Raw genomic sequence first — 20,284 nt, 5'->3', positions numbered from 1 at the left:
ATAGCTTTTTTTGTATTTATTTAGTTAGTCTAAAGATCTAAGAATGAAAAAGAGTTCTTTGTCATTTATTTTCAAGTGAGCACTACCGTTAATGGCATGAAAGATAAGGTCATTAAGGGAAAATCTAAGTTGGAACTCAAAACATCTCTATAAAAGTTATTTAGTTAAATATATTTAAGGGCAACTGCCTTGGGCATGAGCATGTTCATCAAACCTGCAATTGGTAGATTTAACATTAAACTATCTTTGTTATTCAAGGCACATAAGCCCCCGTTATTCTCGATAATAAGATTTGCTGTTTTGTATAAATATTCATAACTAGTATCAAGGACTATAATATTGTGAGAGTTATGGACAACCGTGCTTCCAATAGCCCCATTTTTGAGTCTGAAATTTTTTATAAAAGCGATTGATACTTTATTGTGGTTATTATATCGATTTATTACTTCTATTTTCAAAATGTCTTAATTGATGTTGGATTCAAAATCTGGAGCTAATAGATTACCATTGGCCATAGGTTTGTGAGTAATAATTTGATTATTAATGTAATTAATTGTTGGTATAGTTTTATTTTGTGTAGAAAATTTAAAATTTACAATGGACTTTTTCTGCAATTGAAATTATTTATAGGATTTTCATTTAGTAGTGGGATATATGATTGATCATCGCTAAATATCAATTTACCATTTATATAAGTTTTATCTATTTTAAATGTTTTTATATTTTTAGTAATGCTGATAAAATCAGCAGGATCGCCAACCTTCAGCCATCAAACTGGAATTTTATAGTGAATGACAGAATTAATACAGGCTATTTTCAAAACATCAACCAAATCATGACCATGTTCTATGGAACGTGCAACCATTAAATTTATATATCCGTTAAACAAGGTATTAGGATGTGCATTATCAAAACAAAACATTAAATAATCACGGTATTTTTTTGAACATTCGCTAATAATAGGGCGCAGAGCTGCGAAGTTTTTAGTTATACTTCCTTCTCGGATTAAAATTTTCATGGCTAAAGATAACTTATACTGCGCATCTTTTATTATTGAACATTCATAAGCAGTATTAATTCCTGGGGATGCGTATGTTAAAACTGAGCTTGGTGGTAAACTATTAACATTTGCTATTTCATGGGGATTGCTTGCTACCATGTTGAATGATTAGATGAGCAAAATGTGATGGAATAAGCAAGGAACTCTCTATGTGTATGTGGGAATCAATCCTGGTAATACATAGTCTTTGAAAGAGTCATTAGTTCTTTTTATGTCGAAAATGGTTCCATTTTTTATTCTTATGTGAGAAGGATGAATTTCTATATTCAAAATATCAATGTAGTTTGCTTTAATAGTAACGAATTCATTATTTGTCCTTTAAGATAGCTCTTTTTATAATATGTTACTGCAATATTGATTATGTCAACAACATATGCAAATTCAAAATTTCTGTTAAAATTTTATTAATACTTATGATCAAGTTTTGAGCGTCAAGATTTATGATTGGGAGCGAGCCTATTATATGTTTTGAATTTTGCAGCGCCTAATTACAAGTTATTTTTCATCTATTATAATTTTTAGTAGAATGTTATTTGATCGGTGATTTATTTAATCGTATTAATACATAATAAATCAAGAGATTTCATCTATAGTTATTTTTATATAGAGGTGAATTTTTATGTGCTTAATTTGTACCTTACTAAGATATATAAAGTTTGTAGTCTCTTTGATGAGTTCTTATTGTATCTAATGTAATTCTTATGCTAAAGTCAATATTGAGAAATAAGTAATATATATTATTTATTTTCATTGAAAAATTTGGAAAAGGTGTTAAGTATTACAATTATTAGTACTTTTTTGAAGCAATGAAGGAGTCTTGAATTAATGTGTCATCATAACTGTTTGGCATTTAAGTTATTGATTTTTTTATTAATTTGTTTCAATGGATATGCTGTTTCTAATAAAAATAGCAGTATTTTAATAGTATTTGCTATAGATTCGGGAGCTGCTGAGCTGAATAAGCTTATGTCTCGTAAGGAAGAAATAGTATTGAGGGATTATGGGATTAATAAAAAGATTGTTAAAGGCAAGATATCTAATCGCAATGTTATCTCTGCTGTTGTGGGGATTGGAAAGGTAAATACGAGCTTATGGACTAGTTATCTTTTGTCCAAGTATAATATAAGTCATGTAATTAATTGTGGTGTTGCTGGTGGGGTTATAAGCCCTAAGGTAAGTGATCTTAAGGTGGGAGATATAGTAATATCTTCAGAAGTAGCTTATCATGATTTTGATTTGATTAAATTTGGACATGAGGTTGGACAGGTTCCAGAATTACCCCAGAGGTTTAGTAGTGATAGAAATTTGCTTGAAAAGGCCTTGAAAGCTATTCAAACAAATCTTAAAGGTGTTGATGGATATTCAGGATTAATATTATCAGGAGATCAATTTATTGATCCAGCTTATATGTCAAAAATTGTAGCAAACTTTGAGGATATGATAGCAGTAGATATGGAGGGTGCAGCATTGGGACATGTTGCCCATGTATTTAATGTTCCTTTTATAGTTGTTAGATCTATATCTGATATTATAAACAATGAGGGCAATGAAGTTGAATACAATGAATATCTTAAGTTGGCAACGGTGAATGCAGCTATGATGGTACAGGAGATCTTGAGATTACTCTAGTTAATAGTCTGTTTTATAGTTATGAGTGGTAGTTTAGGCTTATAAGTTAATTTAACATCAAGATGTTTTTTAGTAGAATGTTAGATAAATAGATTTTATATAAGTTAATCAATGTTGATCGTATTAGCTTATATATTTGGAGTAGTGGATTAACAAAGCAAGTGCATTTTTGACTATAATTACTCAAGGAGTATAGATATAAATTTTTGTCTTGTTTCGTTAAAACATTGCATAAGAAGTTAGTTTGATTGTTAAGGTTGATAAAATTATCTTTTCCAAGATGATGAGTAAAATTAATTTTTGAAGGAATTTATAGTGAGTAATAATGCAGTGATTGTGTTAGATTTTGGCTCTCAGTATAGTCAACTGATTGCGAGAAAAATTAGGGAGGTAGGTGTTTATACAAGAGTCATTGCATATTCTATTTCTGCAGAAGAGATTAAGGATATGCATCCTTTGGGGATAATTTTAAGCGGAGGACCTGCCTCTGTTTATCTAGACGAAGCCCCTACTGTGGACATTGAGATTTTTAATTTAGGTGTACCGATTCTAGGAATATGTTATGGAATGCAACTAATCATTAAATTGTTTGGGGGCGTAATTTCTAAGTGCGATAAGCAAGAATTTGGTAATACTGAATTATTTATAGATGATAATCAGTCTAATTTATTTTTGGGACTTCCCAATAAGTTAGAAATAATGATGAGTCATGGAGACAATATTGTAAAGGTTCCAAGCAGTTTCAAACAAATAGCTTATACTAAAACTTGTATTGCATCTGTATTTAATGAAGAGCAAAAAATTTATGGGTTACAATTTCATCCAGAGGTAACTTGTTCAGAATCTGGAAATCAAATACTTAAAAATTTTATTTTTAAAATTTGTCAAGCTCAGGTTAACTGGAATTTAAATAATAGCATAGACGATCTTGTGGAAAAAATAAAACTTCAAGTAGGTGATAAGAAAGTAATTTTGGGACTTTCTGGTGGAACAGATTCTTTAGTATGTGCCTTACTTGTTAATAAGGCAATAGAGAGTAATTTAATCTGTATTTTTATAGATACTGGTTTGTTGCGCAAGAATGAAGCTAGGGAGATATTAGAACTTAATAGACAATATAATTTGAACATAAAACATGTTGATTCTTCTTCAATATTTTTGAATAATTTAAAAAATATAGATGATCCTGAAGAGAAAAGAAAAATCATAGGAAAAACATTTATAGAGGTTTTTGAAAAGATAGCCTTAGAAGACAAAGATGTAGAATTTTTGGCTCAAGGAACTATTTATTCAGATGTAATTGAGTCTGAATCGAGGAATGATGTTTTCTCCTCACATATCAAATCACACCATAATGTAGGAGGACTTCCAGGGAAAATTAAGTTAAAACTTTTAGAGCCGTTAAGGGAGCTTTTTAAAGATGAAGTAATTCAACTAGGAATTCAATTAGGGATTGCAGAGGATGTTCTTTATAGGCATCCATTCCCAGGTCCAGGATTGGCAATAAGAATAATTGGCAAGATCACTCAGGAGAAAATTAATATTCTGCAGAAAGCTGATAGTATCTTAATAGAAGAACTTTTGGCAAGTAATTTATATTATAAGATAAGACAAGCATTTGTAGTTTTATTGCCTGTAAAATCTGTTGGAGTAATGGGAGATAGCAGAACATATGAATATACAGCTGTTATTCGATGTGTTAATACTTTAGACTTTATGACTGCTAATTGGGTTGAATTACCTTATGATTTTTTAAAAAAAGTTTCTTCAAGAATAATTAATGAGGCCAGAGGCATAAATAGAGTCTGTTATGACATTTCTTCTAAGCCTCCAGCAACAATAGAATGGGAATAATAAAAATAAGGAGAACCTATTGATAGATAAGATAGTAAAAGAGGCTTTGACTTTTGATGATGTCTCTTTAATTCCTAGAAAATCATCTGTATTACCTAGTAATGTTGATTTAAGGACAAAGTTAACAAAGAATATATCTTTAAATATACCTTTCTTAAGCTCAGCCATGGATACAGTTACAGAAAGCCGAATGGCAATAGCTATAGCTAAAGAGGGTGGAATGGGCATTATACATAAAAATATCACCATTGAAGCCCAAAGAAAAGAAGTAGAGATAGTAAAGGCCTATCACCGGACCGGAATTATAAAAAATCCTATCACTATTGATGAGAATGCGAATGTACAAGAAGCCAGGATATTGATTTCGAAACATAAGATCTCTGCATTACCTGTAACAGATAAAACAGGCAAAATATTGGGCCTAGTAACTAGTAGAGACATTAAATATATTACGGATGATAATGTCCCTGTAATGAATGCAATGACTAAGAAATTAATTACGGCAAAAGAAGATATAACGTTAACAGAAGCTAAAGAAATATTGTCTAAACACAAGATAGAAAAGCTACTTATTGTTGATGAGGCAAACAACTTAAGGGGGTTAATAACTTGCAAAGACATAGATCACGTGGAGCATCAAGAGTATTTTCCTAATGCATGCAAAGATGTAAAGAATAGGCTAAGAGTAGGAGCAGCTGTTTCTACTGATGTTGATACTTTAGAGCGTGTTGAGGAATTAGTTAAAGCAGATGTTGATGTAATTGCTATTGATTCTGCACATGGACATTCTACGAGGGTGATTGAGCTTGTAAGAAACATTAAAAATAAATATCCCAATTTGGATGTTATTGCGGGTAATATAGTAACTAAGGAAGCAGCTCTTGATTTAATTGATGCAGGGGCAGATTGTTTGAAAGTAGGCATAGGTCCTGGAAGCATATGTACAACAAGAATAGTTGCAGGAGTTGGGGTGCCGCAGCTGACTGCAATTAATGATGTTTTTGAAGTTTGTAAACATACAAATACTTGTATTATAGCGGATGGTGGAATTAGATTTTCAGGAGATATAGTTAAAGCAATTGCAGTAGGAGCTGATAGTGTGATGATAGGGAATCTCTTTGCTGGTGCTCATGAATCTCCTTCAGAAGAAATAGTTTACAACGGAAAAAAATTTAAAATTTATGTTGGGATGGGCTCTCTTTCTGCTATGGCTAGGGGCTCCAAGTCAAGATATTTCCAACTTGAAAATAAAGAGTCTCCTGGCAAATTGGTTCCTGAAGGCATTGAAGGAATGGTTCCTTATGCTGGTAAACTGAAAGACATTATATTTCAATTAAAGGGAGGTCTAATGTCTGGAATGGGTTATGTGGGAGTGGGAACAATATTAGAATTAAAGACAAAGGCTAAATTTGTTAAAATAAGCGCTGCTTCTTTAAGAGAATCCCATGCGCATGATGTTTTGGAAAATAAAAAATAATCTGATTTAATTGTATCTAAAAATACTAAGGCTTTATAGTAGGCCTAATATTAAAAGGGAGAGAATTTGTCAAGTTCATCTTCCTTTTGATTTTGATATAGATATCTGCAAATCCTGTAATAATTTTTTGTTATTTGAGATGCGAATTTTTGTTGCTGTTTACTAGTATAGTAATACCTCAGTATCTTGGAATTCAAATATAACTAGCTTATTCTTCGCGCTATCTTGGGGGGGGGATAAGTTGCCCTTGTATATAGGTGGTAGCTGGTAAGAATTTAGCCTTCATTCAAGCAAATAGTACACTCAGATGAGTGAATACAAGGCAGTTCATTACGCGTGTGTGGGGCAATTTCAAGTCTCCGTATTTTTCTATTTAGTTTGTAACGTATGTGTTTACGGTTTTTATCCTTTTTTCTTCATTTAGAAATATGTATCCTTTAGCGAGAGTAGGCATTTGAGAGCTAATTTTTTGTTCAAAATTGCGATAAAGGCGTGATTAATTGTTTATTTATTATAGTCTACCAGATGTCGATGAAGTTCATCACATGAACATAGAGACAGATATTGGTAATTCTAAGGTTGATTATTTGATGATTGTTGTATGTTATATTTTAGGCCTTAAATGTATGAGCATTGACTATAAAGAATAGAATTAGATGTTTGGATTTAATATGAGTGTTTAAAATTATTTTAGTAAATGAAGATATATGTTTGATGATCATGATTTTGGAAGTAAAATGTTGTTCAAATGATTTTGATTTTAAAAAGGAGGAAATAATATGACTAGGAACAATATATGTGGATTAGTATTATTGACATTAATTTCTATGGTGTCGTGTCGAAATTCATTTGGATCGCTTGAAAGGAAAAGTGAAAATGGTGAAATTACAAGTTATTCTGGCATAAGAAATGGCTCTAATATTACTGAGAGTAAAGTAAAAAATTATTTTGATAAATTGAGTCTAGGTGATATTAACAAGCTTGAGACTTTTGTTGCTGATTCTAGCAAATATGTAGGACAGCTAAAGTTTATTAGTTCGGATTATGGTGGAGTTTATAGTATTATTAGAACTTATTCTAATTGCATAGGTGGTGATAATAGCGTGTGTAATAGTAAAGAATTTGCCAAGGTGCTTAGAGGTGCTATTGCTAAGATGAGTAATGCCGATCTTGTTAATAGGTTTGAAAGTCTTGCAGATGTCTTAAAAGATTATAATCCCCAAGCTTGGAAGGGTGCAATTGATAAATTTAAGGGGGCTATAAAACATGCTATTAATTCTTCTTCTAAAGGTGATGGGGTGCAACAGGAGCAATCTATAGCTGCTACTCGATTGTTAGCAGATGCTTATTTGAATTTCATAGATACTGCTGTAATTATGTATGTTGATGTATTTTCTATTATAGCATCTGGATGTTCTTCTAAAAGATTTGCTGGTACTGCTAAGAGTTTTTCCGAAATTTTAAAGTTATTTGTAAAGAAAGGTAATATTTTATCTATTAGTATTATGACAGATGCTCTTAGTTCTATTTTTCTTAATCGAGGAGATATTAGGAATGTTAAAGAGCATGCCGAGAGAGTCTTTAGTTATGAAAGAGGGAGAGAATTGTCTGATGTTATTGAGGAGCTCTATATTGCTTATAATGTAGCCAAACTATAACGGTAGTTAATAATTAGCATAGCATTATTATGTGTTTTAAAAATGTTTTTATTATTCAAATCTTAAGTAAATATAGTATCATATTAGCAGTGTTTTAGTGAGTTGTAGCTGTGTTTTAGGCTTTAGAGGGCAGATGGTAAGTTTAAATTTGTCGGAAGAGAATGCAAAATTAGTTTCAGGGCGTGGGATAGAAGAGGTAAGTATTCTTTACAGAATTAGGCGTGTAAGACATGAGCGATTTGTTGTTGGGTCATGTGGGTTATGAGAACAGGTTTAAAGCACTTAGGATAAAAGATAGAGGATTAGCTATGAGAGGTAGTATTTCTTAAAAAGAAGCAATGTAATTGTGTATGAGTAATAACTTATGATTTATCAATGCGGTATTATTATAAGGAATGTATTGGGTATCTAAATGAGAAAACAGATGCATAAGTTAAAACTTTAGTTGGAACTATAAAAAAATCTGGGTAAGTGGATATTTGATATTGAGTTTGTGATTGCAAGTACCAACAATAGCAGGATTTACTTTCAAATTAATATTAATAGCTATAAAGGTATTGATAGTGCTTTTTTAGATACGAGATTATTGCTTGACATTGTATCATATAATGAAATTATAGCCTAGAATAGAGTGATTTCAATTTTATGTTACAGATTAATGCATGATGGATATTTGTGGTGTGTATATGTATTTGTTATATATATCATATAGTGTGGAATGTATATGGCTAGCTGAGTTATGAATTTTTGTAAATTTATGATTAAATTTACAAAAGCTATTTTCTATATCATTATGATCAAGTGTGTCTATTGCTAGAAAGTATTCTTTTTCTGTTTCTTTGTATAAATCTGTAAATTTTTTAAAGTATTTTTGTATTCATGATAATGTTTTTTTGCCCCTGCCCCTCCTTTAGCTTTATAATTTAATGTGTCTACAACTTCTTTTGTTTCAGCAAAGATATTAGTTAGACCTATCATGTCATATATGAGATATGCTGTTTGGTCTGCATTTTTATTTTTAAGGGTATTGATAAACTTATATGATTTGTCAAATAGAGATTTATGCTTTTTGGGTAGGATATCTCCTGATGGTGGAGCACATATGTTGGTAGTGAAAGCTGTTTGAAAGTAAGATGCAAGATCTTCCTTAGATAGGGATTTAATACGGTTGATTTTTTGTAGGAAATATATTCCAAGATTGTTTAGGTTGTTAAAATTATCTTTCCATTCCTTTACTCTTAATAATTTTATTTTTGAATTTATATACCTGTAATGTTTTGCCCATTCTTCTCTTTTATCTGCAGATATATTAGCAAATATATTAATTGTAGATAAAAATAATAGAGAATATAATAAAAATATTTGTGATATAAATTGGACACTATGCATCTTATTTATTAGACTCTATTTATTCAATAATTAGAATGAGTTATATAATATAACATTATAGTATTGGTATATTTATATGATAATGGCGTTTTGATATTGCTTTTAATTTAGATGGATATGCTTAAGACATACCTATAATTGTTACACATATTTAATAAATGATCAAAATTAGAAGCAATAATGTTAGTTTATGGTGCTACGTTTCATAGGCGTAAAGACTTACTTTGATTTGGGATAAGCCTATCTTAAAGAAAGGCAGATATATAATGAGTTTATAAAAGATGGGTTTGGATAAGGCAATAGCACATGATTTATCTAGAAGATATTATCATAATGAATTTTTATATTTACATATATTTATATTTACATATAAAAATTTAGAGAGCTTGGAGAAACAATTTAATATTAAATTTGAGAATTGGGAGGACTAAATTGATAGTGTCGAGAATGAACTTAATAATGAGATAGAAAATGTAAGAAATATGATATTAAACCGATTACATTTAGAATGCTTAGAAAAGAGTTGTTCTTTTGATGCAAGCACGGTATTATTGACAAGACATTATTAAGATTGAGCTAAAGAGAAGGTTCCATATATAATTAAGATATGTAGTTAATAAGTACAGTACTAATAACTTGAAGCGTTTACTTTAAGACAAACAAGCTATCATTGAAAATGATGCTAATGCGATATATAAATTCACAAATAAATACGACAAAAATACTTAAACGATAAGGGGGTTAAAATTTTTAAATCTAAAAATGTAACTAATAATGTCAATTATCCTGTAAGCAGTAATAAATATATGAATAATAAAGAAAAAAGAGGAAAAGAAATAAAAAATGAAGATATAAATAACATGAATTTACGGATAAAGAATGTCTCTAAATGGAAAACAATGAGGTATCTAGACAAAGTAGAAGAGAATGCAAACAAAATACGATATGAAGATAGCATTATTAAAACAAGAGAATGGTTAAAGCATTTAAAGTTTGAAAAACTTGCTAATAGGAGTTATGATAATTAAAGTGAGGCTTGGAAATAGAATATGCAATGTTCTTTAGAGCGCTTAAAATCAAAAAGAGCAGATATTGAATTGAGACAAAAATAAATAAAAATAGTATTTTTATTCAGGTAGAGAAAACAAATGGTAGAACCATATACCATAAAAATTATCAAAGACTTTTATGTATTTGAGGTTAATCGAAAACAAAAAGGCAAATTCTTGGCATGCATGCGAGATATCTTTAACCCTGAAAGGGTAAATGCATTTAAGTTATTCTTCTATAAAAGGGAATGACAAGTTTTAAATATATATTATGGATACATAAGTTTAGAAAAGCCAATAATCATAAACCGCGAGGATTTTAAGATTTATGATTCTTGCTTAAAGCAAGAGTTTTTATAGAATTTGAAAAGACTTGATCGTGATTAAGGCGTATGGATATGATGAATAGACTTGATGACAAGGATAGTTCCTATTTTGAAGTTTAGTTTGGTTAATAACAGCAAGATAAAGAGAAATAACTAGTGGATAGACTATTTACAATTTTTGATTGTGTTCTTTTTGGAAAAGAGCTGGGACCCTCATTGCATTTCTTACAAAGGGAAAACAAGTTGTAGTTAGTGGGTCTTTAAGATATGAGAGTTGTCAAGAATAATAAAAGTGCACTATTTGAGTGGGTGAAATTCGAATGCTTGGTTCATCTATTAAAATTCAAGATATTCAAGTAACTAGTAAGATTGATTCTGATGAGGAGTTTTGTGAAGATATTCCTTTTTGAAGGATATAAGTTACAATCAGAATAGATTAGAAAGTAATGGGGTGGGCAAGGTTGTCTTTAAGCGTTAACTTATAGAAGAAATGATGGAATTCAATGATGATTTTGAAGATGTTTTATTTAGCAAAAGAGATGAGAGTGGATACATTGTTTTTTCAAAACTTGGAGATGAGAGATTTGCTATGAGGAATGCCAAGTTATGTCTTGATGTATTTACATGTGTGCAGTAAGCACCTTGATGAGGCTTAAGCATGTGGGATAACCAAGATTAATAAAAAATACTTTCAATTTTCTGGATTTTTAGATCGAATTTTAAATTTGTTTGATGATTCAATGCAATTTTTCACTATTATACAAATCTTGAGTGTTTAACAAGGGGGGTTAGGGATGAAAATAAAACAAGATGACCCAGGTCTCATTTCACAAATACAGCAGTGGGGATGTTACTTTTTATGTTTGCATTATTACATAGAGGAGTTTAGGAAGCTACGATTCAATATTATTGATATTAACAATAATTATTACAGGTTTATTCGTTTAGGATACATGAATAGTAGCTGTTATATTCTAGAGCCATGTAAGATATTAGGTTATTTTAGTATTAATACAAATGTTAAACGTGAGATTCAATCTTACAGATGTACAAGTCATGAATTTGAGATAAGTGAAGTAAAAATCAAAGGTATTCCAGGATATCACTTTATAGCAATTAATTCTAATAGTGTTCTTTATGACTCACTTGAACTTAAAGAGAGAGGCAAAGAGTATTATATTACGTCTAAGCGTATATTTAGGCGAGTGTGAGTTCTTCATTATGCAAAAAGAATAGATACCTAAAAGCTTTTTATTTTTGCTATTAAAGATTTATTAATAATAGTTTGGCAAAAATTTTTTAGCAAAAATTGTAAGTTATTTCAAACTGTTTTTTATATTTTTATATGCTTGGACCCTACTTGCAGGAAATAGTTCATAGGCGTTATAAATTTCGGTGGTAGATAAGTATTTCATAAGTTCTTTTATTTTAAGTGAGTTGTCCCCATGATATTTAAAGATATTACAGCATATATGTAATCTAAACCTAGCTTTAAGAAGCAATGATTTAAATTGTTTTGAGATTTCAGTTATGCTAATTCTATTGTCACAGAATTTGTGTTTACTTTTTTGAAAAAAATAAGTACGCCTTTTGTCTTTTCCTTTGCTTGCAAAGTATGCTTGATGTGCTTGCATAATAGCATCAAATTCAGACTTACTAATAACTACTTCTCTTATGCAGATACTACTTCTCTTCTTTGCTACATTAACACGAAGAGAATAGAATACTTCACCATCACTGCTTGTTTCTTTTGATACATCAGATAGTCTTACATTTTGTATCTCAACACCTCTGCAACCAGTAATACTTAAGATATATACAAACCATCCAGAGATTGGGTTGATTTGTATAAGCTCTTTTATATATTTTTTTACTAGTCTGATTGTTTTGTCATTTAGATAAAATCTTAAAGGAGTGTTTTTTTATTGTTTTGAAGCTTTATTTTTACTCTTAAGTGTACTTTTAAGTTGTGACAATTCTTTATTGAGGCGTTCATTTTGCTTTATTAGTTCATTAATAAAGTTAAGATTACTCTTAGTTAAGGGTTCCTTTTAATACATTTTATTGTTAACTAAAGATTTTAAAAATATTTAAAATTAGTTACAAAAATGTTAGCAAATACTTGTATTGTAAGTCAATTCTAATGTCGCTTCATTGCATAAAATACCCCCTCTAAGGTGCTTTATGTAGGAGTAAAAGGTGTTTTTAGAGACTGTAGCACAAGATATCTAGCATACTTTGTGGTATCTTTAACAAATACTTAAAAATATTCCCTGCATATACTCTATTCCTTATTTTAATAGCTTTTCATTTTACAATGATGTTTCTACTCTTATAAAATTTAATTACCTTCTCTTTGTTAACCAATTGTTTACTTTTATAGTTACTCTTACCATTTTTATAACGAGTTTAATTTATTTATCTTTACTGCTTTTTCTGACAATTTCTATTCGTTTATTTTACTTCTTTGTTTTCTTTATCTTTGTTTGTAGCTTTACTTTCTTAAATCTTCCTTTCTTAAATATTATTTCTTAATTTTCGTCTTTTATTCTTGTTTATATGCTAATATCTCTCTAGTTATCGCAAGTACTCTTTGCCCCATCTTGAAGACCATCTAATTTATTCTCAATTTCACCTTCAAAATATGCCTTTACTAATGTTTTAAAAGTACTTTTTCCCTCATCATTTCCATTACATTTTTTAGCTTCGGTATTTATATGTTCAAGTGAGCCTTTAACTTTACTTTCATCTTGCCTTAGAATTTCATTTAGCTTATTATCATCACCCAAAGCATCTTTTAAGAAATCTAATCCTTTCTTTTGTTTTTCTGTTAATTTTTCTCTTAATGCTTCCTCAGGTGTTTTTTGTACTTTTTGTGTTGTTTCTAAATCTCTTTTATTTCTACTTTTAATTTTTTTATCTTTATTGTTATCTTGATTGCAACTACTAATTAGTAGTAATAAAACCAAAATAAAATTAATTTTACTCATGTAAATTTCCTTATCTTTAATATTTGTGATTTAAACAATATATAGCAGTTTTTCTTATGTTGTGTGAGCCTCTTATAAGTATTAATTGATTTTGTAAAGTTGATTGTTTTGTTATAGAGTTTATATTGGTTTTTGTTAAGTTTTGTTAATTTAGACTAGGGTTAAAGAGATATGAGAAGAGTAAAGAAGTCATTTGATGATTATGTTGTGTATTTTAAAGAAGGCAGGCTTAATGACGCACAAATAGCAAAAGAGCTGGGAGTAAGTCGTGTTAATGTAGGAAAGATGAGACGCAAGCGGGAGGAGATTAAGGATGACCATGAATACGTTAAAGAAACTGCTAAGCTTACTATTCGTGAGGATACTTTAACTAATATTTTGCTTCATGCTTCACAAAGTACAGCCCAAGCGCGTGATCTTAAAAGTCAGTTCAGTATGACCAGAAGCATGTTGGGAATTGAATTTATAAATTCATTTAGTCGTTATTTAGAGTTGGAACTTAAAGCCCATAATCACGAGATAGAAATATTAGAAGATAAGATTATAAGTTTTGATAATAAAATTAGAGATAATAATCTTTCGCATTCAGATGAAGAGAATAAACAACTTGAAGAATTAAAACTTAAACTGGATGAACTTAAAAGGGAAAGAGAACTTAAGAAGATGTCACTTTATTATAAGACAATGCTTAAGCTTAAAGCTACTGATGTTGATGTGAGATCTAAATTTTAAATTTAAAGGTTAGGAAATGGATATATATAAACTACCTCTTTTTAAGGAAATGCAAAAAGAATACAAGCGTGAATTTGGTATTGATATAGCAGATTTAATTAAACTGAAAGCAGCTGTTATTGATTTTAGAGGGTTTGAAAAGACATATTTAACTAAGAAACAATGTGAGGTTTTAAAATTAATTGAGAATAATAATCGAAGTAAAATTATCCTGTCAGGTGGTATTGCCAGTGGTAAAACATTCTTGGCTTGCTATTTATATCTAAAGATGCTCATTAAGAATAGACATTTTTATAAGCAGGATACCAATAATTTTATATTAGGTAATTCCCAAAAATCATTAGAGATTAATGTTTTAGGGCAGTTTGAAAAGATTGCTAGCATGCTAAGAGTACCCTTTACGCCAAAGTTTTCTAATACATCATATTTTGAAATAGACTCCTTAAGAGTCAATCTATATGGTGGAGATAAGGCAAGTGATTTTGAAAGGTTTAGAGGAAGCAATTCCGCTCTTATTTATGTAAATGAAGCAACTACACTGCATAAGGAAACGCTAATAGAGTGCTTAAAGAGACTTAGAGTAGGTATGGAAACTATTATATTTGATACAAATCCAGACAGTCCAGAACATTTCTTTAAAACTGATTATATTGATAACAAGAAAACTTATTCTACATATAACTTTACAACATATGATAATGAACTAATATCAAAAGAATTTATTAAAACCCAAGAAGAGATTTACAGGGACATGCCAACATATAAGGCGAGGGTACTCTTGGGGAGAATGGGTTGCGTCATACGATTCGATATTTACCAATATTAATCTTACTAGTAATCATGAATTTAAGGCACCAATAGCATATTTAGATCCTGCATACAGCATTGGAGGCGATAATACTGCTCTTTGTGTTTTAGAAAGAGTAGATCAAAAGTATTATGCATTTATATTTCAAGAAAAGTTACCAGTTGGTGACTACTCAAGGGTATTGGATACAATTAAGACTATACTTATACTTGCTAATCTTAAGGCAAAGTTCTTTAATGCGCGAAATCCTTAACTATTGATTTATTATAAGATTATATAGTAAAGAATGTGAATTAAGATGAGACGAATATTTAACAATTCATTAATTTGTGTAGAAATAATTGAAAAGAGGGGCCAAGAAGGGGTTTACTTAACTTAAAGTTATTTATTTAATAATAATGCTGATAGTGCAAAATTTATTACATTAAGTGTGATAGCAATTCCAAGCATTGAGGTATGCAATCTTAATATATTTCTAATTTATAATGTGGCTTTATCAATTTTACTATCAAACTTCGCTTTTTAAGTGAGATATTTGGTTTTGATTTCTTTTTGAGAAGATTAATCTTTACATTTAAGTTATTCTCAACAGTATCAATTTTATTATCAAGTTCAGTTCTAACAGATATAATCTCAGATTTAAGCTACGTTCTAACATTTCGGGTTTTAAGTTAAAGGTATTCTCTAGATACTTAATATCTTTATAAGTAAGTTCATTTTTATAATAGCGGCAAGATAGATCAACGGCAATATTTCTATTAATCCCAGCTTTAGTAACCATTTGTTAAGTAATTACTGGTTGTGCAAGTCCCATAAAAATTTCCTTATAAGGATTATGCAGTATTTAAGTGTTAATGGAATTTGCTTTAGTAGAATGCTTGTAGGGTGTAGTGATTACTTTTTGAAGATGTTAGACAGGATTTCTAATTGATATTTATAGGTAGATTTGCAAGAGATGTCCATTTATTTGAGTAGTAGATTAGGGCTTATGAAGTGTATGGTTATGCTTAGAGTTTGTATTGCTAGAGAAGAATTTTTCTATTACAGAGGCAATAATATTTTGAAACGGGATTTAGAATTTTTATAACAATCTAAATTGTTTTTATTAAGCCTAACAATATCAAATGAGTGTATGTCCTTTAATTTTTTCTTTATATTTTGAAGCATAGGTTCATTAACCAATGCTATGTGATTATATTAATTATTTTATTGTTAAATAGTACAACATTGTTTATAAATTCTTTCTTTTCATTAAGAATTAAAGCATAAATATTTTGCAAATCTTTGGTTTTGATGTTAAATTCAAAGAATTTGTGTAAGTATTTATTTAGTTTTTATGTTTGGATTGTGAGTATTGTACTATTGGGCTAATGATAGTTCTGATGCTGAATTTAATGAATAAGTTAAAGAGAGGCACGTAAAAAAATGAGAAAAAGAATAAGTGCAATAATAATGACTTTATTTATGGTGTTTATGTCATGTAATAATGGAGGGCCAGAGCTTAAAAGTGACGAAGTGGCTAAGTCTGACGGAACAGTACTTGATTTGGCAAAGGTAAGTAAAAAGATAAAAGAGGCTAGTGCTTTTGCAGCAAGTGTTAAAGAAGTAGAGACTCTAGTTAAGTCAGTAGATGAGCTTGCTAAAGCTATTGGAAAGAAAATTAAAAATGATGGGGGTTTGGATACCGAAGCTGGTCAAAATGGGTCGTTAATTGCAGGAGTGCATAGTGTAGTATCAGCTGTGAAAATTAAAGTGGGAGCATTGGAAACAACAAGTGGAATTTCTAATGAGTTGAAAACTAAGATTACTGAGGTTAAAAGTAAAGCCGAAGCATTCTTAAATAAATTGAAAGATGGGCATACTGAACTTGGTAAAAAAGATGCTTCTGATGATGACACAAAAAAAGCTATAAAGAAAGATAATAGTGATAAAACTAAAGGAGCTTCTGAGCTTGAAGCACTCAACACGGCAGTTGATGCCTTGTTAAAGGCAGCTGAGGGTGAAGTAGAAGCTGCAATTAAAGAGCTTACAGCTCCTGTTAAAGCAGAAAAACCTTCTCAAAATAACTAACTAGGGAATAAATAATTTAAGTAGTTATTATAAGATAAGTTATTAAGTAAGCTGTAAGAGCAGGGAAAAATAAAGTCAAAAAGGAATAGGAAGCTAGGAGCGTAATGCTCTTAGCTTCTGATGTTATTTAGGGAATGTTTATTTGTATATAAAATTGTTTATATGAGTAAAGATTGAATATAAATAATTGCAAGTGTGATATTAAGAGTATGTTTTTATTGTAATCAAATAATTAAATACTTTAAAAGTAAGCTAAATGTGTGTAAGTAAAACAGAAGGATAAAAAACAGGAGAATAATGAGTTATATCATATGTCAATACCAAAAAGTCATTGTGGGTTTATATTTTTTTATGATATAGGGAAGGCACGTAAAAAAATGAGAAAAAGAATAAGTGCAATAATAATGACTTTATTTATGGTGTTTATGTCATGTAATAATGGAGGTCCAGAGCTTAAAAGTGACGAAGTAGCCAAGTCTGACGGAACAGTACTTGATTTGGCAAAAATAAGTGCAAAGATAAAAGAGGCTAGTGCTTTTGCAGCAAGTGTTAAAGAAGTTCATACTTTAGTTAAGTCAGTAGATACGCTTGCTGGTGCTATTGGAAAGAAGATTAAGTCCGATGGGAAGTTTGATGCTATGGCTGGTAAGAATGGATCATTGCTTGCAGGGGCATATAATGTTGCGTTGGATATAAATAGTAAATTGACAGTATTAGATGGTAAGGCTGGACTCTCTTCTTTACTTAAGGCAAAGGTTACTGCTGCAAAAACTAGTGGTGAATCATTCTCAAATAAATTAAAAACCGAACATACTGACCTTGGCAAAGAAGAGGCTAGTGATGATAATGCAAAAGCAGCTTTACTTGTAACAAATGCTACTAAAAATAAAGGGGTCACTGAGCTTGAAGCACTCAACACAGCAGTTGATGCCTTGTTAAAGGCAGCTGAGGGTGAAGTAGAAGCTGCAATTAAAGAGCTTACAGCTCCTGTTAAGGTAGAAAAACCTTCTCAAAATAACTAACTAGGGAATAAATAATTTAAGAAGTTATTATAAGATAAGTTATTAAGTAAGCTGTAAGAGCAGGGAAAAATAAAGTCAAAAAGGAATAAGAAGCTAGGAGTGTAATGCTCTTAGCTTCTGATGTTATTTAGGGAATGTTTATTTGTATATAAAATTGTTTATATGAGTAAAGATTGAATATAAATAATTGCAAGTATGATATTAAGAGTATGTTTTTATTGTAATCAAATAATTAAATACTTTAAAAGTAAGCTAAATGTGTGTAAGTAAAACAGAAGGATAAAAAACAGGAGAATAATGAGTTATATCATATGTCAATACCAAAAAGTCATTGTGGGTTTATATTTTTTTATGATATAGGGAAGGCACGTAAAAAAATGAGAAAAAGAATAAGTGCAATAATAATGACTTTATTTATGGTGTTTATGTCATGTAATAATGGAGGTCCAGAGCTTAAAAGTGACGAAGTGGCTAAGTCTGACGGAACAGTACTTGATTTAGCAAAGATAAGTAAAAAGATAAAAGAGGCTAGTGCTTTTGCAGCAAGTGTAAAAGAAGTTCATGCTTTAGTTAGGTCAATAGACGATATTGCTAAGGGCATTAAGAAAAAAATTGCTGCAAATGGGTTGGAAGATGATGCTAATGGTAGTAATCACCATACTCCATTGATGGCAGGGGTATTTAGTGTGGCTACAACTATAGAAAAAAAATCAGGAGAGTTACAAGTAGCACAATCTCTTAAAAATTTAGGTGAAAAAGTTAAAGATGTTGAGGCTAAGGCTAAAGCATTTATAATTAAGTTAAAAAATCAACATGCTACTTTGGGAGCTGCGGATGGAGCTGCTACTGATGCGAATGCAAGAAATGCTATAGATAAAAGCGATGCTACTGGAGGTAAAGGTAAGGAAGAGCTTATTGCTTTAAATACAGCAATAGATGGGTTGTTAAAGGCAGCTGAGGGTGAGGTAGAAGCTGCAATTACAGAGCTTACAATCCCTGCTAAGTCAGCAACTCCCGCTAAGTCTTAACTAAAGTATAAATAATTTAAATATTATTATAAAAATTATTCCTATTAGTACTGTTCTTGATTTAGCTACAATAAGTTAAAAATAAAAGACCCTATCACCTTTACGACAGATACTAAAGGAGGAAAGTGTTACTGATGTTAAGACTAAAAAATTAGGAGTTAGCGACTAAATAAAATCTGATGCTGAACTATCCAGAACATTACTTTGATATTGGTTTGAGTTTATTGATAGACTTTATCACTTAAGCTAGGAAAAGCTTTACGAGTACCATCCAATATATAATCCATAATTAAAACCATACTTACTAAACTTAATTTGAATATACTTTATGTTGAAGTTAGGGATAATGTATCTGGACAGGGTAGTTTTATTAAGACATTTTTTTACATTTAGAACAAATATGCATCGTATTTATTCGTAACTTTAAATATACCTTTTCTTAAGGCACATTTTCCCAAGATAAAGTTTTTATAACATGTAAAATATTATATTATAATTACATAAGGAGATTCTTATGAGATGTGAACAACCAGTAATTACACAACAAATGGTTTTAAGTGAGCTTGTTAAAGCTGGGATAAATAGAGACATTGCTGCTGACCTTTTTTATAGGTATTGCCGTAATGAGCTTACTCATAAGGATATTGAGCATTTAAGAGAAAACTTTGATATAAAACTTGAAATGTTAGAACGCGGCTTAAAAGCTTACATTAATGAACTTGGCAATAAAATAGACACTGTTAGAAATGAGTTAAAATTTGATATTAAAGACCTTGATAATAAGATAGACATTAACAAAATGGAACTTAAGAGTACGTTAAGACTATATAATTGGATGTTTGGTACTCCTATTGTACTTAATATAGGGATATTTTTAGCATTAATATCAATGTTAAGTAAGCAACTTTCAGTTAGGTAACCCTTCATCTTAATGCCTCTTTTAATCAATTGTTTTTTTGTTAAAGACAATTAGACCTTGCTGATTGTTGCATGATATTTAGTTTCTGCAAGGTAAAGGTAGCGATGGGATTAAATTTCAAGATTAATGCAAGAGATTTATACAGGTATTCTATCTTTTTTAAGAATTATATAAAAATATAGCAGAAGATGTGCTTAAGATGAAAACTTTTTTGTAATGTGGTTTCTCATCTAAGTTTAGCGAAGATTTAGAGGCTTTAAAGATAGAGCTTAA

The 20,284-nt window shown here is 30.1% G+C and carries 21 protein-coding genes and 2 pseudogenes; 17 read left to right on the top strand and 6 right to left on the bottom strand.

The genetic code is table 11. The features are described from left to right. Window positions 1-164 precede the first annotated feature (164 nt). The gene (locus bhDAH_RS07340) at window positions 165-458 is read right to left on the bottom strand and encodes an adenine deaminase C-terminal domain-containing protein (protein WP_236842425.1); all 294 of its coding nucleotides are present in this window, start codon (window positions 456-458) and stop codon (window positions 165-167) included. A gap of 311 nt (window positions 459-769) precedes the next feature. Further along, window positions 770-1,159: an amidohydrolase family protein gene (locus tag bhDAH_RS07335; RefSeq protein WP_236842426.1), complete on the bottom strand. Its 390-nt coding sequence runs from the start codon at window positions 1,157-1,159 to the stop codon at window positions 770-772. Window positions 1,160-1,885: 726 nt separating this feature from the next. Here bhDAH_RS07335 and bhDAH_RS07330 point away from each other — a divergent pair. The 6 genes from bhDAH_RS07330 to bhDAH_RS07305 all read left to right on the top strand — a co-directional run bounded on the left by bhDAH_RS07330 (window position 1,886) and on the right by bhDAH_RS07305 (window position 7,943). Then, a complete protein-coding gene (locus bhDAH_RS07330; protein ID WP_062706009.1) occupies window positions 1,886-2,689 on the top strand; it encodes a 5'-methylthioadenosine/adenosylhomocysteine nucleosidase in 804 nt (267 codons plus the stop codon). 315 nt (window positions 2,690-3,004) lie between these two features. Then, window positions 3,005-4,543 (top strand): glutamine-hydrolyzing GMP synthase, encoded by a 1,539-nt coding sequence (guaA, locus tag bhDAH_RS07325; protein ID WP_062706012.1) that lies wholly within the window; start codon window positions 3,005-3,007, stop codon window positions 4,541-4,543. Window positions 4,544-4,562: 19 nt separating this feature from the next. After that, complete coding sequence (gene guaB / locus bhDAH_RS07320) at window positions 4,563-6,020, top strand: IMP dehydrogenase (protein WP_062706016.1); 1,458 nt, start codon at window positions 4,563-4,565, stop codon at window positions 6,018-6,020. A 500-nt stretch (window positions 6,021-6,520) separates the two neighbouring features. Beyond that, window positions 6,521-6,670: a hypothetical protein gene (locus tag bhDAH_RS07315; RefSeq protein ID WP_155719672.1), complete on the top strand. Its 150-nt coding sequence runs from the start codon at window positions 6,521-6,523 to the stop codon at window positions 6,668-6,670. 129 nt (window positions 6,671-6,799) lie between these two features. After that, complete coding sequence (locus bhDAH_RS07310) at window positions 6,800-7,678, top strand: hypothetical protein (RefSeq protein ID WP_062706019.1); 879 nt, start codon at window positions 6,800-6,802, stop codon at window positions 7,676-7,678. 97 nt (window positions 7,679-7,775) lie between these two features. Further along, the gene (locus bhDAH_RS07305) at window positions 7,776-7,943 is read left to right on the top strand and encodes a hypothetical protein (RefSeq protein WP_155719673.1); all 168 of its coding nucleotides are present in this window, start codon (window positions 7,776-7,778) and stop codon (window positions 7,941-7,943) included. 548 nt (window positions 7,944-8,491) lie between these two features. On the opposite strand, the gene bhDAH_RS07300 is transcribed toward bhDAH_RS07305, so the two are convergent. Beyond that, entirely contained in the window at window positions 8,492-9,067 is a 576-nt protein-coding gene (locus tag bhDAH_RS07300; protein ID WP_062706022.1) for a hypothetical protein, read from the bottom strand. Between the two features lie 281 nt (window positions 9,068-9,348). Between bhDAH_RS07300 and bdr (bhDAH_RS07295) the strand changes: the two genes are divergently transcribed. From bdr (bhDAH_RS07295) to bhDAH_RS07280, 5 genes and pseudogenes are all read left to right on the top strand, one after another. Continuing rightward, window positions 9,349-9,498 carry a Bdr family repetitive protein gene (gene bdr, locus bhDAH_RS07295; RefSeq protein WP_236842427.1) on the top strand — a complete coding sequence of 50 codons (150 nt, stop codon included), beginning with the start codon at window positions 9,349-9,351 and terminating at the stop codon, window positions 9,496-9,498. 375 nt (window positions 9,499-9,873) lie between these two features. Continuing rightward, the gene (locus bhDAH_RS07290) at window positions 9,874-10,095 is read left to right on the top strand and encodes a hypothetical protein (protein ID WP_062706025.1); all 222 of its coding nucleotides are present in this window, start codon (window positions 9,874-9,876) and stop codon (window positions 10,093-10,095) included. Window positions 10,096-10,548: 453 nt separating this feature from the next. After that, window positions 10,549-10,726 (top strand): annotated as a pseudogene (locus bhDAH_RS07705) (single-stranded DNA-binding protein); the annotation flags it as partial. 206 nt (window positions 10,727-10,932) lie between these two features. Continuing rightward, a complete protein-coding gene (locus tag bhDAH_RS07285; protein ID WP_155719674.1) occupies window positions 10,933-11,079 on the top strand; it encodes a hypothetical protein in 147 nt (48 codons plus the stop codon). A gap of 157 nt (window positions 11,080-11,236) precedes the next feature. Further along, a complete protein-coding gene (locus bhDAH_RS07280) occupies window positions 11,237-11,653 on the top strand; it encodes a DUF261 family protein (RefSeq protein WP_062706028.1) in 417 nt (138 codons plus the stop codon). A gap of 105 nt (window positions 11,654-11,758) precedes the next feature. On the opposite strand, the gene bhDAH_RS07275 is transcribed toward bhDAH_RS07280, so the two are convergent. After that, window positions 11,759-12,076 carry a hypothetical protein gene (locus bhDAH_RS07275; RefSeq protein WP_247098914.1) on the bottom strand — a complete coding sequence of 106 codons (318 nt, stop codon included), beginning with the start codon at window positions 12,074-12,076 and terminating at the stop codon, window positions 11,759-11,761. Window positions 12,077-13,015: 939 nt separating this feature from the next. Then, window positions 13,016-13,432, bottom strand: a complete 417-nt coding sequence (locus bhDAH_RS07270; RefSeq protein WP_015633338.1) for an Mlp family lipoprotein — start codon at window positions 13,430-13,432, stop codon at window positions 13,016-13,018. Between the two features lie 171 nt (window positions 13,433-13,603). Between bhDAH_RS07270 and bhDAH_RS07265 the strand changes: the two genes are divergently transcribed. Both bhDAH_RS07265 and bhDAH_RS07260 read left to right on the top strand, forming a co-directional pair. Continuing rightward, window positions 13,604-14,164 (top strand): DUF603 domain-containing protein, encoded by a 561-nt coding sequence (locus tag bhDAH_RS07265; protein WP_015633339.1) that lies wholly within the window; start codon window positions 13,604-13,606, stop codon window positions 14,162-14,164. A gap of 16 nt (window positions 14,165-14,180) precedes the next feature. Next, window positions 14,181-15,219, top strand: a pseudogene (locus bhDAH_RS07260) (PBSX family phage terminase large subunit); the annotation flags it as partial. A gap of 327 nt (window positions 15,220-15,546) precedes the next feature. Here bhDAH_RS07260 and bdr (bhDAH_RS07625) read toward each other — a convergent pair. Next, on the bottom strand, window positions 15,547-15,753 hold the full coding sequence (gene bdr / locus bhDAH_RS07625) for a Bdr family repetitive protein (RefSeq protein ID WP_338023263.1): 207 nt from the start codon (window positions 15,751-15,753) through the stop codon (window positions 15,547-15,549). A gap of 644 nt (window positions 15,754-16,397) precedes the next feature. Between bdr (bhDAH_RS07625) and bhDAH_RS07250 the strand changes: the two genes are divergently transcribed. The 4 genes from bhDAH_RS07250 to bdr (bhDAH_RS07235) all read left to right on the top strand — a co-directional run bounded on the left by bhDAH_RS07250 (window position 16,398) and on the right by bdr (bhDAH_RS07235) (window position 20,011). After that, window positions 16,398-17,042 carry a Vsp/OspC family lipoprotein gene (locus tag bhDAH_RS07250; RefSeq protein WP_015633340.1) on the top strand — a complete coding sequence of 215 codons (645 nt, stop codon included), beginning with the start codon at window positions 16,398-16,400 and terminating at the stop codon, window positions 17,040-17,042. A gap of 377 nt (window positions 17,043-17,419) precedes the next feature. Continuing rightward, window positions 17,420-18,064: a Vsp/OspC family lipoprotein gene (locus bhDAH_RS07245; RefSeq protein ID WP_015633341.1), complete on the top strand. Its 645-nt coding sequence runs from the start codon at window positions 17,420-17,422 to the stop codon at window positions 18,062-18,064. Window positions 18,065-18,441: 377 nt separating this feature from the next. Beyond that, on the top strand, window positions 18,442-19,092 hold the full coding sequence (locus bhDAH_RS07240) for a Vsp/OspC family lipoprotein (RefSeq protein WP_015633342.1): 651 nt from the start codon (window positions 18,442-18,444) through the stop codon (window positions 19,090-19,092). A 514-nt stretch (window positions 19,093-19,606) separates the two neighbouring features. Next, window positions 19,607-20,011 carry a Bdr family repetitive protein gene (gene bdr / locus bhDAH_RS07235; protein WP_015633343.1) on the top strand — a complete coding sequence of 135 codons (405 nt, stop codon included), beginning with the start codon at window positions 19,607-19,609 and terminating at the stop codon, window positions 20,009-20,011. Window positions 20,012-20,284: the final 273 nt, after the last annotated feature.

Source organism: Borrelia hermsii DAH (assembly GCF_023035675.1).
Taxonomy (GTDB): Bacteria; Spirochaetota; Spirochaetia; order Borreliales; family Borreliaceae; genus Borrelia; species Borrelia hermsii.
The sequence above is the reverse complement of the archived record's forward strand: the minus strand, read 5'-3'. Positions and strand labels throughout refer to the sequence as shown.